Source organism: Deinococcus peraridilitoris DSM 19664 (assembly GCF_000317835.1).
Classification (GTDB): Bacteria; Deinococcota; Deinococci; order Deinococcales; family Deinococcaceae; genus Deinococcus_A; species Deinococcus_A peraridilitoris.
The window spans coordinates 1,422,609-1,436,861 of sequence record NC_019793.1 but is presented as its reverse complement, the minus strand read 5'-3'; the positions used below and the strand labels follow the sequence as shown (position 1 = coordinate 1,436,861).

The 14,253-nt window shown below is 63.9% G+C and carries 14 protein-coding genes; 4 read left to right on the top strand and 10 right to left on the bottom strand.

Going from position 1 to position 14,253, the window contains the following annotated elements:
• Positions 1 to 100: 100 nt before the first annotated feature.
• The 4 genes from xseB to DEIPE_RS06900 all read right to left on the bottom strand — a co-directional run bounded on the left by xseB (position 101) and on the right by DEIPE_RS06900 (position 2,186).
• The gene (gene xseB / locus DEIPE_RS06915) at positions 101 to 310 is read right to left on the bottom strand and encodes an exodeoxyribonuclease VII small subunit (RefSeq protein WP_015235263.1); all 210 of its coding nucleotides are present in this window, start codon (positions 308 to 310) and stop codon (positions 101 to 103) included.
• On the bottom strand, positions 282 to 1,490 hold the full coding sequence (xseA, locus tag DEIPE_RS06910; RefSeq protein WP_015235262.1) for an exodeoxyribonuclease VII large subunit: 1,209 nt from the start codon (positions 1,488 to 1,490) through the stop codon (positions 282 to 284). The genes xseB and xseA overlap by 29 nt, the downstream gene beginning before the upstream one ends.
• A gap of 43 nt (positions 1,491 to 1,533) precedes the next feature.
• Complete coding sequence (locus DEIPE_RS06905; RefSeq protein ID WP_015235261.1) at positions 1,534 to 1,890, bottom strand: hypothetical protein; 357 nt, start codon at positions 1,888 to 1,890, stop codon at positions 1,534 to 1,536.
• Between the two features lie 89 nt (positions 1,891 to 1,979).
• Positions 1,980 to 2,186 (bottom strand): hypothetical protein, encoded by a 207-nt coding sequence (locus tag DEIPE_RS06900; protein ID WP_041230742.1) that lies wholly within the window; start codon positions 2,184 to 2,186, stop codon positions 1,980 to 1,982.
• A 112-nt stretch (positions 2,187 to 2,298) separates the two neighbouring features.
• On the opposite strand from DEIPE_RS06900, the gene DEIPE_RS25465 reads away from it, so the two are divergent.
• Positions 2,299 to 2,538 (top strand): IS1/IS1595 family N-terminal zinc-binding domain-containing protein, encoded by a 240-nt coding sequence (locus DEIPE_RS25465; RefSeq protein ID WP_425387707.1) that lies wholly within the window; start codon positions 2,299 to 2,301, stop codon positions 2,536 to 2,538.
• Here DEIPE_RS25465 and DEIPE_RS06895 read toward each other — a convergent pair.
• Entirely contained in the window at positions 2,525 to 3,763 is a 1,239-nt protein-coding gene (locus DEIPE_RS06895; RefSeq protein WP_015235259.1) for an NHL repeat-containing protein, read from the bottom strand. The two genes, DEIPE_RS25465 and DEIPE_RS06895, sit on opposite strands and share 14 nt — an antisense overlap.
• A gap of 197 nt (positions 3,764 to 3,960) precedes the next feature.
• Here DEIPE_RS06895 and DEIPE_RS06890 point away from each other — a divergent pair, with 197 nt between their 5' ends.
• Entirely contained in the window at positions 3,961 to 4,569 is a 609-nt protein-coding gene (locus tag DEIPE_RS06890; RefSeq protein WP_015235258.1) for an HD domain-containing protein, read from the top strand.
• Positions 4,570 to 4,864: 295 nt separating this feature from the next.
• On the opposite strand, the gene DEIPE_RS06885 is transcribed toward DEIPE_RS06890, so the two are convergent.
• Both DEIPE_RS06885 and DEIPE_RS06880 read right to left on the bottom strand, forming a co-directional pair.
• Positions 4,865 to 5,956: a vWA domain-containing protein gene (locus DEIPE_RS06885; protein ID WP_015235257.1), complete on the bottom strand. Its 1,092-nt coding sequence runs from the start codon at positions 5,954 to 5,956 to the stop codon at positions 4,865 to 4,867.
• Positions 5,953 to 6,957 carry an ATP-binding protein gene (locus DEIPE_RS06880; protein ID WP_041230741.1) on the bottom strand — a complete coding sequence of 335 codons (1,005 nt, stop codon included), beginning with the start codon at positions 6,955 to 6,957 and terminating at the stop codon, positions 5,953 to 5,955. The genes DEIPE_RS06885 and DEIPE_RS06880 overlap by 4 nt, the downstream gene beginning before the upstream one ends.
• A gap of 112 nt (positions 6,958 to 7,069) precedes the next feature.
• Here DEIPE_RS06880 and DEIPE_RS06875 point away from each other — a divergent pair, with 112 nt between their 5' ends.
• The gene (locus DEIPE_RS06875) at positions 7,070 to 7,732 is read left to right on the top strand and encodes a hypothetical protein (protein ID WP_083865744.1); all 663 of its coding nucleotides are present in this window, start codon (positions 7,070 to 7,072) and stop codon (positions 7,730 to 7,732) included.
• 54 nt (positions 7,733 to 7,786) lie between these two features.
• Here DEIPE_RS06875 and DEIPE_RS06870 read toward each other — a convergent pair whose 3' ends face one another.
• A complete protein-coding gene (locus tag DEIPE_RS06870) occupies positions 7,787 to 8,392 on the bottom strand; it encodes a hypothetical protein (RefSeq protein WP_015235254.1) in 606 nt (201 codons plus the stop codon).
• Between the two features lie 119 nt (positions 8,393 to 8,511).
• Between DEIPE_RS06870 and DEIPE_RS06865 the strand changes: the two genes are divergently transcribed.
• Entirely contained in the window at positions 8,512 to 10,815 is a 2,304-nt protein-coding gene (locus DEIPE_RS06865; protein WP_015235253.1) for a 3'-5' exonuclease, read from the top strand.
• Positions 10,816 to 11,159: 344 nt separating this feature from the next.
• On the opposite strand, the gene DEIPE_RS06860 is transcribed toward DEIPE_RS06865, so the two are convergent.
• Together DEIPE_RS06860 and DEIPE_RS06855 are read right to left on the bottom strand one after the other, a co-directional pair.
• Positions 11,160 to 11,654, bottom strand: a complete 495-nt coding sequence (locus DEIPE_RS06860) for a hypothetical protein (protein ID WP_015235252.1) — start codon at positions 11,652 to 11,654, stop codon at positions 11,160 to 11,162.
• A gap of 450 nt (positions 11,655 to 12,104) precedes the next feature.
• Positions 12,105 to 13,874, bottom strand: a complete 1,770-nt coding sequence (locus tag DEIPE_RS06855) for a discoidin domain-containing protein (protein WP_015235251.1) — start codon at positions 13,872 to 13,874, stop codon at positions 12,105 to 12,107.
• Positions 13,875 to 14,253: the final 379 nt, after the last annotated feature.

Here is a 14,253-nt window from a genome sequence, read left to right as displayed (position 1 = left end):
CAAGGCGGGTCATCAGCGAAGCAGTTTAGCATGTAGGCTGCGGAGGCTCAAGGGGCCCCGGAGGCCGCCTTCTCACAAGAACAGGCGCAGCGAACGAACCTCATACCTCAAGTTCGTCGCTGTCCGGTACTTCTGCTGGTGCGTCACCCAGCGCCCGGCGAACGGCTTCCAGGCGCTCCTGACAGGCGGCGTAGGCCGCTTTTGCTTCTTCCAGCAGCGGCAGCACCTCGTCGATGTCGGCGTCGCCTTCCTCCAGGCGGGCTGCGATGCGCGCCAGGGTCTCATAGTGGGTCTTGAATTTGATCGTCACGCGAAAAGTCCACCTTTCCATCGAAAAACTGCACGGTCAAGCGGGCATGGCGTGCGGCTTCCCGGGCGCTGGTCACCACAGGCTGTCCAGTGCTGGTTTCGCGCGCCCGGACCAGTGCATACCCCCGGCGCAGGGTGCGTTCGGGCGTGAGACCCAGCACCGCCCGCATCAGGTGATGCACTTCGGCGCTGCGGGCGTTCACAAGCGAGCGTGCCGCACGCTCAGCACGAAGATGAGTGCGCTCCAGTTCGAACTGGGCCTGTTGCAGCCGCTCCTGGCCACCCACCTGAATGGCGTGGTACGCCGCGCGCGCCTCGGCGGCAGCCGCCACAATACGTCCGGAAATAAAGGCGATGGCCTTGGACGGGGTATCACAGCGCCGCGCGGCGACTTCGTCCAGGATTGTGTCGTCACGCGCATGCCCAATGCCCGTCACGACCGGCATTGGCAGGGCGCTGACGGCCCGCGCGAGCGTGAGGTCGTTCAGCCACGCCAGGTCGGTGCTCGCGCCGCCCCCACGAATGATCACCAGTGCGTCGAAGGCCTCGGCTGCATGCGCCAGTTGTGCCTGGGCCAGCGCGGAAAGCAGCGAAGCGCTCGCCTCGCGGCCCTGAAAGGTCGCCTCAAAATACGCAAAGGTACACACCCCGGCGTGCTCCAGCCGGTCGGCTTCACGCCGAAAGTCGCCCAGTCCGGCCGCGCGTTTGGGGCTCACCACCGCGACACGCGTGAAGTCGGCAGGCAATGTCAGTGTCCGCTGGTGTTCATAGGCTCCTTCACGCTGCAGCGTTTCACGGATACCCTGCAGCTTCTGCTGCATGTCCCCTAGCGTGAATTCGGGCGACAGGTCGATCACCGTCAGCGAAAAACCGTACTGCGGATGAAAATCCGGCACCACGTGCAGCAGCACCTTGGTGTCCTGCTTGAGGCCCCCGCCGGTCGCCTTCTTGAATTTGCCTTCCAGCCGGAAACGCTCACCCGCCCACAGGTTGGCGCGTGTTTTGGCGACCTCACGTCCACTTTCGTCGTGCTGCACGAGGTCGAGATACAGATGACGACGGTCGGTGAGCGAAGCGATCTCCGCCTGTACCCACACGGCTCCCGGAATGCCGCGCGACAGCACCATCGAAACGTAATCGAGCAGCTCCACGAGCTGAAGGTACGATTGCGGGCGCGTCACTTCCGCAAGATAGCGCCGACGGGCTCCTTGACGCCCGTGAGGCTCAACTGTCGCGGTAAAGCCTGAGCGCGGTGAGCGCAATGTCCCACACCTCGTCGTCGAGGCCGTCGGCGAGTTCGGTCATGTCCACGGCACCCTCCATGCGGAACAGGTTGCTGGCCAGCCCCAACACCAGCGCTTCGCCGCGCGTGATGCCGCTGACCTGTTCCAGGTCGGCAAAATCACCTTCGAAGTCGAGGTGTGGCCGAACTGCTTCCCACAGGTAGGGCGTAAGGGTCGCGAGATACAGCAGCGCTGTCCAGCGGCGGTCGGGGTCGAACAGCCGAGCCAACCGGTAGGCCTCCTGCGCCTCACCAAAGGTCAGCAGGTGTGCCGTGTCGAGGTAGGGAACGTCGTGCATCCCTTCACTCCAGCGCACGGGCGCCACGTGAGGGTGAGGAGGGCCTCAAGGCATGCGGCCCCATCCCGGAACGCGTTCGAAGAGGGCCCTCACCCCGAACGCGGTGAGTCGGGGTTCTCGGGGTCCTGCCAGCCGCGTGCCCGCCCGGCGTCGAGAGCAAACCAGAACGCCAGTGCCAGGGGCAGGACCGTCCACCAGGAGCGGGTCGCCACGAACACCCAAACGCCGATGACCAGACACAGCAGCGCAGCGATGATGCTCAGCTGCAGGACTTTGTTGGCAGAAAGACGTCTCATTGCGCCAGTGTAAGCGCCGCGCACCCGCTTGCGTTCACAGGAAGACCATGCAAGCAGGCAATCCATCAAAAAAGCGGCCTTTTGGCCGCTGATAAAAATAAAATAGCGTGTTATGCACTGCCTGTCAAGTTATGCATTCAAACGGTCGTGCTTTCAGAGGATGACGGGTGTTGAATGGAGTATGAACACGACGCGTTGTGCCCGCTGTCAGTCGATCTGCGTCGTCAAGAACCGCCACGTCACGAGCGGCAAGCAGCGCTTTCGCTGTCGGGCCTGCGGCTGGCAATTCACGTGTGGCCCACCCGGCCAGCTGCGCAGCCACCTGAGCGTTTCATCACTCAAGGAGTCATGATGGCGACGTGGTATTCCTCGCCACTTCCGTACACCACATACAGTTTCCCATCCGGCCCGGAGGTGACATCATCAATTGTCCCTCCTCGCAGCATGGAACGCAGGTCCTTGGTCCACACGCGCGCTCCACTCGCGTCGTGTTTCGCAAGGTAGGGGGTGTCCCGGGTCGGGCTGCCGCTGTCGTAATCCACCTGAGAGCCGTACAGGTAGGCGCTCTGACCGCTCACGACCATGCCCTGAATCGGCGGGAAGCCACCGACCGTGGTCTTTCCGACTTCCTGATTGAAGTTCCAGGTGCCGTTCTGAGCGTAGTTCTTCAGGAAGGCACGGTAGGTCGTGCCTTCCTGGAGGCTCCGCCACAAGGTGTATACGTTTCCGTCACTGCTCAATCCCAGCGCTTCGGGAACGCTGAATACGCCAAGTCCCCAGTCACGCGAGAATTGGATCTGCCCCCCAGCATCGAGCTTTGTCAGAAACACCATCTGCCGGTTTGTTTCAGTATCGTTCGAACGAACGAAGTACACGTTGTTCTGAGAATCTACGGTGAGTTTCGGATGGAAGTTGCTGCCTTGCAGGACTGTTTTCCAGACCGCCTTCCCGGCGTCGTCAAACTGTTGCGCCAGCCCGTGCCCGTAGGTGTACACGCCGCCCGCTTCACCGATGGCCACGGCAGTGAAAGAGGGATTGTCGAAGGTCCGCCCGGAGGGACGCTCGACAGAGAAGACCACGTTCCCATGCGTGTCGAATTTGTGGGTGATGCCCGTGTAATCGCACAGGTACAGGTGTTTGAGCGGGTTGTCGCAGGGGGTATCTTCCAACCGGTTGCCGATGAATGCGACCGCTCCCTGCCGATTGACGGCGAAGTCGATGGGGGAGATTTGCGCGAAGGTTTTTTCCCATTCCAGACTTCCCTGAGGGGTATGCTTGCGGAGAATGCTTTCGTAGCGTCCGTCATTGCCTTCTCCCTCCTCGAGAATTCGGGTGAGGAGGGTGTAGAGGTTGCCCTGTCCATCCACACGCAGCTTCATGCCGAAGCCGTCGGTGGGGGGCAGGGCAAGGGTGCGTTCGATGTCACCGGAAGCTGCCGGCTTTGCGGTGCTGGTCGGAGTCGGACTCGTGCTCTGCGGGGCTTGCGATGTGGAGCTGATGGGTTGCTGACCGCAAGCGGCAAGGGCCAGCGCCAGCGAAGTACCAATCAACGGACGGAATGAATGTTTGAAATGCATAGGTCCTCCTGGGGACGCACTGTACTGCTGGCGCCCTCCGCGCTCCATCGTGACTTTTTGTTCAGGCACTTGTATGCAGCTGTTATTCATGCGCAGTTATGCCAGGGGTTACCATTGTTTGAGCCAGATCTAAGCTTTGGGTAAGAAATCTGTGACTCCACAGGTCTGCTCGGAGTCTTCTGGTCCTACACTCGGTCATGGAGCACCTGGATACCCAAGTCGATTTCTTGCTGACGTGCGACAAACTGAAAACAGTTCTCCGAAGCACCCTGCTGCATGATGGCAGCCGAACGGAAAATAGCGCGGAACACTCGTGGCACCTCGCTCTAACAGCCCTGACGCTTGGCGAGTACGCGCCACCAGGAACAAATATCGGGCGTGTCGTGGAGTTGCTGATTGTTCATGATCTCGTGGAAATCTACGCAGGCGACACGCATTTTGATACGCCTGATCAACACCTGATCCAGGTCGCGGAAAAAGAACGGGAAGCGGCCGAAAAGCTCTTCGGAATACTTTCCAGTACGCAGGAGCGGTATTTCCGGAGTTTGTGGGATGAGTTCGAAGCCTGGCAGACCGTTGAAGCCCGTTTTGCCAGAGCCCTGGACGCGCTTCAACCCATGCTTCTGACGTGGGGCAAAGGGGGGCGAGGCTCGGCAGCACATCCTGAACTGACGGCCAGACGGGTATTGCAGCTCAAGCACAAATACCTGCGAGAATTTCCGGAGTTCTGGCAGCTGGCACAACGGATTATTGGTGAAGCCGTGCAAGCTGGAATCATGCAGCGGGACGCCGCAGCAATTCCGTAGCGGACCTTCGTTCCCAGGATGGCGAATGCTGTTGAGGGTGGCTGGGGAGCCTGCATGGCGGCGAGGCTCGTGGAACAGGTCGTGGTAGCCCTCCGCGTAACTGCTCAGCAGACTCACGTCTGGAACAGCCTTTCCCATCCCTTCTGTATACCCCTAACCACTTTTGTCCGCTTTTCGGGCGCATAACTTGACGCGGAATGCATATGACGCTATATTGTTTTTATCAGCGGCCAGGATTGGCCGCTTTCGTCATTTATGACCGGTCGCTCCGGGGCGCGCCCCGTTGCTGACTGCTTCAGAGAAGGCGCAGCACCTGCCCGAACGGAAACCGCTCGTCGGGCAGTCCACCCGGTGGCACGGCCCACAGCGTGTCGCCGGGCGGTTCCGTTTCCGGAAAACGGCCGTGTCCGTCGGTAAGGTAGACCCTCAACGTGGCGTCCTCCGTCGCCCGGAAGAACGCCCGGAAGTCTGTGCCACCTCCGCCTTTCGGTGTCATCAAGGTGCCGCTCTCTTGCACATCGTACGGACCGTGCAGCGCCACATCCGAGAAGTACAGCCGCGCGCAGAGGTGCGGGAAGCTGCGGAGAATGCCGCGTACTTCTCCCATGAAGGCGCTCAACTGCCGCTCTGAGACACTGCCCGAGGTGTCGACACAGAGCGCGACGTGCAAGTCGAGGCTGATCAGTTCCTCCAGATACAGTCCGCGGTGCAAGTGACGGCGGTCGAGGTCGCCGAAATCCGTGCGGCTCGGCGTCAGATAACGCCACAGCACTCCGCGCCAGTCGATTTGTGGTTCGGCCCACTGCAAGGCACGCTCGGCGACGGCAGGCAGGCGGCCCTGGAGCCGCGCCGTCACTGCCGCATTCTGCAGGGCCGCCTGCCAGAAGCGGTCCAGCTCTGCCACATCACCTGCGTTCTCCTTGCCCGGCCAGAACAGATCCCGATGTGCCTCGGGCAATTCCGGGGGCGTTTGCTGCGAGAGCAATCCGTAGACCTCCTCGACGCTGAGGTGTTCGAGCGTCGTCCGCCTCACCGCTCCCGGGGGCAGCTGGTGCCCGTCCTGAACTGCCAGGCCGTTCACGACAATGTCGGCTGCGACGTTCCAGCGCGCCGCGTCACGCCCCGCGCTTCTCGGAACGTGACGCAGCGCGGCGTGCAGCACCTCGTGCACCAGCAGGCCGCTGAGTTGGTCATCGGAGAGCCGCGCCGCGAAGTCGGGATTGACGTACACCCGCCGACCGTCGGTGCAGGCCGTACGCACGGGTCGCCCGTGCAGCTCCTCTGCCTCCTGCGCTTCGGCATGCAAGGCCAGCACCCCGAAGAAAGGATGCCGGGCACGCAGTTGAATCACTGCCCGCTGCAAACGTGCCTGCAGCGTCCGTGTCACGAGAGCACGTCGGTGTACTGGTCCATCAGCTGCTCCAGGGCGCTGTCGGTGGTGAGCAGCAGCGCAAACGCAGTGAGGAGTCCTTCGGCGCGCAGGCGCGGCATGATCAGGCTGGCGGTCAGCTGCATCCACTCCAGGTGCGCTGCCCCAATCCACTTCAGCGCGTTCCCGGCCTCTTCGGGCGTGCGGGTCCGCAGTGCCAGGGCTGTGGTGATCGCCCAGCGCTCGTCGCTGGCACGCGGAAAGGGTATCCCGGACGCCGCGCCGCGCGCCAGGATCAGCGCCGCGTCGGGCAGGTGGCCGTACACCCGCAGGAAGCTCTCGAACTCACCCGCCGCACCTTCCCCCACCGCCGCACCCACCGGCAGTCCTGCCGCGTGAAGCTGCCCGGCCATTTCCCAGCTGCGTGGGCTCGGAAAGGCGAGGCCAGGTCCGCTCATGTCGTGCAGCAGGGCGGGGCGGTATCCCAGAAACGCGATGATCTGCTCGGGAACGGCGGCCCGCATGGCGTACGCACGAAAATCGTCGAGCTGCTCCTCGAGGTGATAATGAATCATGCGGTTCGCGACGGGTCGCGTCATGTCGAACACTGCCGCGCGGTCTTCCTTGCGGTTCCCGGCAGCCCAGATGAACACGCCCTCGGGTACCTCGTAATCACCCACGCGGCGGTCGAGGATCAGCTGCTGCGCGATGCCCTGCATGACGGGCGGGGCCAGATTGAGTTCGTCGAGAAACAGGATGCAGTTCTGCTCGCGGGGCAGAAACTGCGGCGCGAGCCAGCGCGCCACGCCCCGCTCGAGGTCGGGCACGGGCAGACCGCGCAAATCGGTGGGGGCGAGCTGGCTGATGCGGGTATCGACGACCTGCAGCCCCTGCGTCCGGGCGACCTGATGCACGATGGCGCTTTTGCCGATGCCGGGTTTGCCCCACAGCATGACGGTCAGGAGCAGGCGTCGATCGATGAGGGTGTGCAGGGTGTCTTGCAGTTCACTGGGCTTCATGCGGCTCCCAAGGCGCCCTGTGGGCACTCGGACCTCACCATACGGGAGGACGCCCCGCGTGAGGGGAAACACGTCACCATAGAACGCTCCCGGATGCGGGATGATGCACGGCATGCATTTTCTGCGAGAGGAGGAGCGTGTGTTCGCCGTGACACCGCGAGGGGAGCGCGAAGTCACGATGCAAGACGTTCGTGACGCTGCGGCGTTCGTGGTGCGCGCATCTCTTTCCGGCGGTGAGCTGCACGAACTGCAGGCAGGAGCGCTGCACCTGAAACGCGAAGCCGAACACTTCTCCGTGCGTCTCGCGGGTCACACGGCGCTGCCTGCGGACGTGGGCAGCGCGGCGCACTGGCTGCGTGGGGCAGGGGAGACGCCGCTTCACTGGGATGTGCGCGAACAGCTGGTCACCTTGCAGGTGTGCGGAGTGACGGTCTGGAACGGCGGACCACAGACGGCCGCCACGCTCGGGATGGCGCTCGCACTGACCCTGGAACACCCCGGAGTATTCTTCGGCGCGGGTGCTCCGTTTCCCGGAGCGCAGCGTACGGCCCTCCTGCCCGGCGCCCGTCCGGACGAGAAGGGCCTGCGCGTCGCGGCGTATACCTCGCGGCGTTTCGGGCTGCACTTGCAGGACGTCGGTCGGGTGGCGCTGCCGAACACGGAGTACCGGACATTGCAGCGTGAACTGCTGGGCCTGTTGCGCGCCATGACGCTGGAACAGCCTGGCGCGGTGCCCGCCCTGCGAATCCTCGAGGCGCTCGTGGTGGGCGGCTGAAGCCCGGCCTGTGTCGTTTTCGGGTGAGCCTCCCCTGACGGGCAAAAAAACGCCTCACATAAGACGCCGGACCCGGCGTCTTATGTGCATGCCGGGTTGTTCCCCGGGAGGCTCGGGCACCTCACCCGATGTCCGGAGAACGGCGTCGGGCACCTGCAGCAACAAAGGACGCAGCAGGGCGCGCAGGGCGGCGTCATCCGCAGCGTAGGCCAGCAGCCTGCCTTGGTAGGCCAGGACGCGCACGCCCCGAAAGCGCCACTCGGCGTCGTCCCGGCGCGCAAAGGCGTCCAGCGCGGCGCGGACGTCCGGACCGTCTTGCAGGGGTTGCACGAGCGGAAAGGCGGCGAGCAGCGTGACCTGCGCGCTCCAGGCACCTCCACCGGCCAGGTCGCGCTTCAGCAGGGGAACGTGCGGGTCATCCTGCCAGGACAGAAAAGCGGCGCTGATATCGGCACTTTTGGCCCGCCGCACGCTGGCGACGACCGCTCCGTCGGCTTCCAGCAACGCACGCGCCACCACCACGTTCTCGACCCCGTCACCTGCGTGGTAGGTCACCTGCCACAGTTGCCCGGGAAGCCGACCGGTCACGATGAACAGCGGCCGACCGGCCTGAGCGCTGCCCAGCAGTTCGCGCAGCGAGTGCAGGCCGTCGAGCTTCACCGGGGTGTCCTGACGACGTGCGGCTTCATGCCTTTCAGGGTAGCGGGAAGCGCGCCTCGGCGCTTGATCGCGTACGGTCGGCAGGCAGAAAGCATGATGAAAGAAGGCATGATGAAAGGGTGTTCTCAGACCGCGCTTCGTCTCACCTTGACCCCTGGCTGCACGGCGCCGACCCCACCCCGGGCATTGTCAGCGTTCATTGTGACTGGAGTGGCCTGGCGCTGGTGTGGCGCCGCGACGGGACGCGCGTGCGGCTGGAACGTACGCGCTTTCGTCCTTTCGTGTTCGCGCGCGATTTGCGCGACGTCGAACACCTGGAAGAACAGCTCGTGGCAGACGATCCGCGCGCCCCGGTGTCCTTCCGGCAACTGCGCGGTCCGGCGGGTTCGCTGCGTTTTCTGATCGACGCACACGACGGCCGGAGGCTGCGCCGGGAGCTGTTGCGCGGGGCCTCCAGACGCCTGGGGCGGGCGGTGGTGAGTTTGCACGACCTGTCGGGGTATTCCGTGCTGGGACCCATCGAGCAGTACCTTGTCCGCACGGGACGCACGTACTTCAAGGCCATGGCCTTTGATGATGTGCACCGCCTGCAATTCGATCTGGAAACCACCAGCCTCAGTCCGCACGACGGGCGGATCTTCATGGTTTCCGTGCTCGACAACCGTGGCTGCGAGGTGGTGCTGGAAGCCCCGCATGGGCAGGACGAAGCCCCGCTGATCCGCGAGTTCGTGCGTCTCATCCGCGAGCGCGACCCCGACGTGATCGAGAACCACAACATCATGAATTTCGATCTGCCTTTTTTGATGCAGCGTGCCGAAATGCACCGTATTCCGCTCGACATTGGCCGGGCGGGTGGGCCCAGGGGCGTGTGGCGCGTGCAGGACGGTCGCAGCCGCGCGCACTGGACCTGCGCGGGACGTGAGATCGTCGATACCCTGGACGCCGCGCGCGGCCACGACACCGACGCAGCGGGCCGTGGCCTGAAAGCCCTCGCGCGCGCGTACGGTCTGGCAAGCGAGGACCGCGTGTACCTGGACGGCGCCCAGATCGCCGAGACTTACCGGCGCGACCCGGACGCCGTGCGCCGATACGCGCTGCAGGACGTTCAGGAAGTGTCCCGGCTGGCCGAGCGGCTGCTGGCGCCGTACTTCGCGCTGGCGCAGATGACGCCGCGGCCCTACCACCGCCTGCCGTACGCGGGCACGGCCACGGGAATCCTCGAACCGATGCTGGTGCGCGCTTACCTGCACGAAGGGCACGCCCTGCCCGGCGCGCAGGCCTCCTCGGGCGCCGCCCATCAGGGCGGCGCGACGTATCTGTTTGCCGAAGGGGTGCTGCCGCGCGTGGTGAAAGCCGACATCGCCAGCCTGTATCCCTCGCTGATTCGCACGCACGGCATCAAACCGAAGTCTGATTCGCTGGGTGTCTTCTCGCACCTTGTCGAGTGCCTCACCCGCCTGCGGCTGGAACACAAGCAGGCCGCCCGGGACGCACCGGCAGGCTCGCGGGCCGCCGGAGAGCACCTGGCTTCGCAGATCGCCATGAAAGTCGTCATCAATTCCGCTTACGGGTACCTCGGGGCGGGCGCGATGTCGATTTTTGGTGACCCCGATGCGGCCAACGAAGTCACCCGCCTGGGTCGGGAGACCCTTTCGTGTGTTCTGGCTGCCCTGCAAAGCGCGGGCGTCACCCTGATCGAAGCCGACACCGACGGCGTGTACTTCAGCGTTCCGCCTGACTGGGACGAAACGCGAGAACGTCAGCTCGTGCAGGACGTCAGCGCCCTGCTGCCCCCCCTGGTGAACCTGGAGTACGAAGGGCGTTACCGCGCCATGCTCAGTCACCAGATCAAGAACTACGCGCTGCTGACCGAGGACGGCCAGCTGATCCTGCGCGGCGCCTCGCTGCGCTCCAGCCGCGCGGAAGCCTACGCGGAGCGTTTCCTGGAAGGCGCCGTGCGTCACCTGCTGGAAGGAAACGTCGAAGGGGTGCGCCGCGAATTCGACCGCACGGTGCAGCGGCTGCGTGCGCGTTCCCTGACCTGCGCCGACGTCACGACCACCGTACGCGTCACGAAGACCCCGGCCGACTACCTGAAATTGCGTGACGTTCGCAAGGAAGCGCCCTACGAGGCGCTGCTGAACTCCGGGCGGCGACAGTGGGAAGTGGGGGACCGCGTGCGTTTCTATCGCCGCGAGGACGGGCTGACCGTCACGCTGAGCGATCAGGATGTCCGGGACTACAGCGTGGCGCATTACCTGAACGTCCTGAATTCCTACGCCGAGCGGCTGGCCACTGCCTTTGAACCGGAAGTATTCGAGCAGCTGTTTCGCACCGCACCTCAGGCAGGCCTGTTCGACCGTCCACTCACGGGCCTCCTGCCCGCGTGGCGGGCGGTGCACTGTGCGAAGCCGCACGCCTGATCGGGCAGAATGGACGGTAACGGCCCACGGTCGCTCGTGGCGCACGACCTTCTGGACCTGAACGTGGAAAGGCAGCTGACAGCGCTCTAAAGCGGTTGTCATAGACATTGATCGGTTTTTGATCAATGTCTATGACCGAGCGGAACCGCGCAGCGTCCAGAGCCGCCCAACGGGTCGCGCGAAGCGTCGCCCCTCGAGCTCTGGACGCGCCTTTAGCGCGGGGAGCGAGCAGACCCTGTGCTGGAGCGGATGGAAGCGGGCAGGCGTCCAGGGGGGCGTCCGTTCTGCCCAAGACAGTGGAATTGATGGAGTGTTGTTCTCCATCAGTGGAACGGACAAACGCTCTAGGGCCGGATGTCCTTCAGCACAAGGGACACCCGGTAGGTTCCCCGCTGCCCTGCGATGAGAAGCTCCACCCGACCCTGTTGCCGGTGGTAAGCAACCTGGGCCTGTTGGCCCTCGACCTGTCGATTCCGAGCTTGAAAGCCCTGCTGTTGCAGCTGACGGTCGTGAACTTCCAGCGCCTCGGTCAGTGTGGCGCTGCTGCGGTAAGACAGCACGACCGTTTCGTCCTGAGCCTGATATTTCGCGCCGATCACCTGCGCGTTGCCCGGTGGGGCCAGGAACAGCGTGCCGCTTTCGGTCTCGTCATGACCGGGGGCAAAAAGGGCCCAGCGAACACCATGCAGGCGGCCCGACAGCAGTGGCTTTTGGGTCAACTGCTGTGGCTCTGCCGGTTGCGCCGGAAGCGCCGACTGCGCGCTCACAGGAGCAGGAGTGGTCATGCACAGGGCACCGAGCAGCAGGACGAGCTGGGAAACAGTTCGGGCTTGCCTCATATCCACCTCGCAAGAGCAGCGTAGAACGCGAGCATGCCGGAATTTGCAGGATCGCTTGAGGGTGGCCTGGGGCTTTCTTGAGAAACGGCAGTTGAGCTCTGAACATGTCAGCAACGCGGGTAAGTTCGCCGGAGTCCTTCCGGACCGAGGGTGGGTCGGGCGCCCTGACCCACCCCAGAACCAGCCTGCCTTCGGGATCATGTTGAGCGGGTGAGGCGCGCAGGAGAACGGCGGGCCGCCTGCTCAGCAGACGATCAGGTCACTGCCCGAGAATTCAGCGTACCTGGCGCCCTTTCCACTTCCCGAGTCAAGCTGCCCGCCAGTCCGAATGCCCGTCCCAGCACTGCCAAGGTGCTGGTTCTTTCTGCTCTGGCAGCCTTGCGGTGACTTGACCGTAGGGCGCTGCGACAACCGGGACAGTGAGCCGGGATCTCGCCATAGGGGCGAAGTTCAGGGCAGGGGCAGGGCGCCCGCACGGCGGTTGGGTGCTTCAGGGCTCGGCTCGAACTTGCGCTGCCGGGGATCGGTCAGCTTTGGGTCACCCCACGTCGAGGAAGCCGTCAGTTGCTGGCCCTCGATAAACACCCTGCGCTCCCCGTCGAGCTGCCAGAAGACATTGCCGCTCTCGTCGATGGGACCATCGGTCCACAGGGTGTCTTTGGTGGCCCCGGCGCGGGTCACGATGATGTTGTTTTTCAGGGTCAGGATGCTCCGGTTGCACCCGTCGCCGCAGTAAACGCCGACATTGCTGTTGTAGACGGTGTTGTGATTGAAGACTGTCCCGGGATTGCCTCCCCAGTCGCTTTTGTGACCGCGAATCACCAGTGCCTCGCCGCGCCCGTTCGTGTCCAGGGGCGCGTAGAGGTTGTACTCGAAGCGGTTGTGTTCGCTGCGGTCACGGCGGGACCCACCCAGCTCCGCGAAGGTGGTGTCGTTGATCGAGGTGTTGTGGTGGAAATAGTTGCGCTTGGCATAGTACAGCTCCAGGGACGCACCTTCGACCCCGTAATCCTCGCTGCAGGCGGTGTTGCCCTCAAAGTAGTTGTAGGCCACCTCGTTGTCGTCGCCGTTGATCAGCACACCCCAGGCGCCGCTGTCGTTGTTGCCGTTGTCGCGGTTGTTCTTGCTCATGACGTCGTTGTTCGTCAGCTGGTTGCGCAGCACCCTGTTGTGGGTGCTGCCGCTTTCGAGGTGCACGCCGGCGGTCAGGCCGGATGCCTGGCTGTTCTGCAGGGTGTTGTGGCGGCTGCCACTCGTGAAAGCGAAACCGGCATGCCAGCCCAGCGGTCCGTTGCAGCGCCCGGTGTCACGCCGGGGTGGCCGGTCGGCCGTGACGCGCAGGTTCTGGATGATCTGATGTGAGCCTGCAATGACGACCGCGCCGGGTCGGCCATTGCGGATCAGGGGTGCTTCACCCTGCCCATAGACGTCGATGACGATCGGGGCGTCACTGCGCCCGCTCCAGCGGGCATGGAGTGGCCCCTCCCAGCTGCAGCCCCGCTTGAGCAGCAGCCGGTCGCCGGGTTTCAGGGCACTCGCATTGACCTTGCTCAGGCTCTTCCAGGCCTGCTCGCTGGTGGTACCGGCGTGGCTGTCCTTGCCGGTATGGCAATCCACGAAGTAGGTCCGCTCTTCTGTGCCGGAGACGTTGCCCGCTGCTCCGCGGACGCTGTGAATTCGCACCTCGGTGATGCCAATCGAGGAGTCTTCGGAGTTGCCGCGGTTGGTGACGCGGAGAAAGCGGGCGTGCTGTCCGCCGATTTCGTACCGCTCCAGGCTCGGCGTGGTGCCACTGCTGTACAGACGACGCGCCGGGGTCCAGCGATCGCCGTCGGTGGACAGTTCAAGGTCGAAGTGGGCGACGCGCTGGTCACCGTGCTGCCAGGCCAGCGAAAGAGCCTCGATGGTCTTCTCGGTGCCGAGATCGAAACGAATCCACTCGTCGGCCGTTTCAGTGCCCCAGCCAGTGCCCAGATCGTCGTCCCAGGCATTGCTTTCACTGAAGCCACGGTCCCGCGGAACGTTCGCACTGGTCGCCCGGACAGGGCGCAAGTCGGATGCCTGCCCCGGCGTTCCGGCAGCTGGGCTAGGCGCCACGGGGGAAGGCGCCGGGGGGCCCTGAACACCCTGAACACCGGGAGGCTGACCGGCGCTTGTGCAACTGGCAAGCAGGGCGGTGAGACCGATCATGGCCAGGGTCGTGCGAATCGGGTACGGCATGAATTCTCCTCAGCGGGCAAAGCGTCCTGCTGTGGGCAATGAAAAGCTGTTGGGAAAGTCTGCACAGGCAAGCAGAGAAGCGCGCCGCTCAACTGAGCTTCTCGTCGTTGTTAAGAATCTCACAATACGAAATGAAAATGATTTGCGACGTCGCGGCCATTGACCATCCCGAAAAGAAACTCATGCTTGCGGTGTATTGTGTTGTTTCCCTGTCTGCTGGATGAATGCTTTTGGTTCTCGGGAAGGCTGCCTGGCGGCATCTTTTGCGCCGGGCGTCTTACAGATCGGGCAGTTCTTCAACCATGAAGCCGCGTTCATCTTCAGCTTGCGCGTGAAATTCTCATCCACCGACATCGCCGCGAATTTTCGCCCCGTACGA

Excerpts from the sequence above, each read along its gene's own strand:
- DEIPE_RS06905 (WP_015235261.1), bottom strand. The coding sequence starts at position 1,890 with ATGCACGACGTTCCCTACCTCGACACGGCACACCTGCTGACCTTTGGT.
- DEIPE_RS06900 (WP_041230742.1), bottom strand. The coding sequence starts at position 2,186 with ATGAGACGTCTTTCTGCCAACAAAGTCCTGCAGCTGAGCATCATCGCT.
- DEIPE_RS25465 (WP_425387707.1), top strand. The coding sequence starts at position 2,299 with ATGCACTGCCTGTCAAGTTATGCATTCAAACGGTCGTGCTTTCAGAGG.
- DEIPE_RS06895 (WP_015235259.1), bottom strand. The coding sequence starts at position 3,763 with ATGCATTTCAAACATTCATTCCGTCCGTTGATTGGTACTTCGCTGGCG.
- DEIPE_RS06890 (WP_015235258.1), top strand. The coding sequence starts at position 3,961 with ATGGAGCACCTGGATACCCAAGTCGATTTCTTGCTGACGTGCGACAAA.
- DEIPE_RS06880 (WP_041230741.1), bottom strand. The coding sequence starts at position 6,957 with ATGAAGCCCAGTGAACTGCAAGACACCCTGCACACCCTCATCGATCGA.
- DEIPE_RS06875 (WP_083865744.1), top strand. The coding sequence starts at position 7,070 with ATGCATTTTCTGCGAGAGGAGGAGCGTGTGTTCGCCGTGACACCGCGA.
- DEIPE_RS06860 (WP_015235252.1), bottom strand. The coding sequence starts at position 11,654 with ATGAGGCAAGCCCGAACTGTTTCCCAGCTCGTCCTGCTGCTCGGTGCC.
- DEIPE_RS06855 (WP_015235251.1), bottom strand. The coding sequence starts at position 13,874 with ATGCCGTACCCGATTCGCACGACCCTGGCCATGATCGGTCTCACCGCC.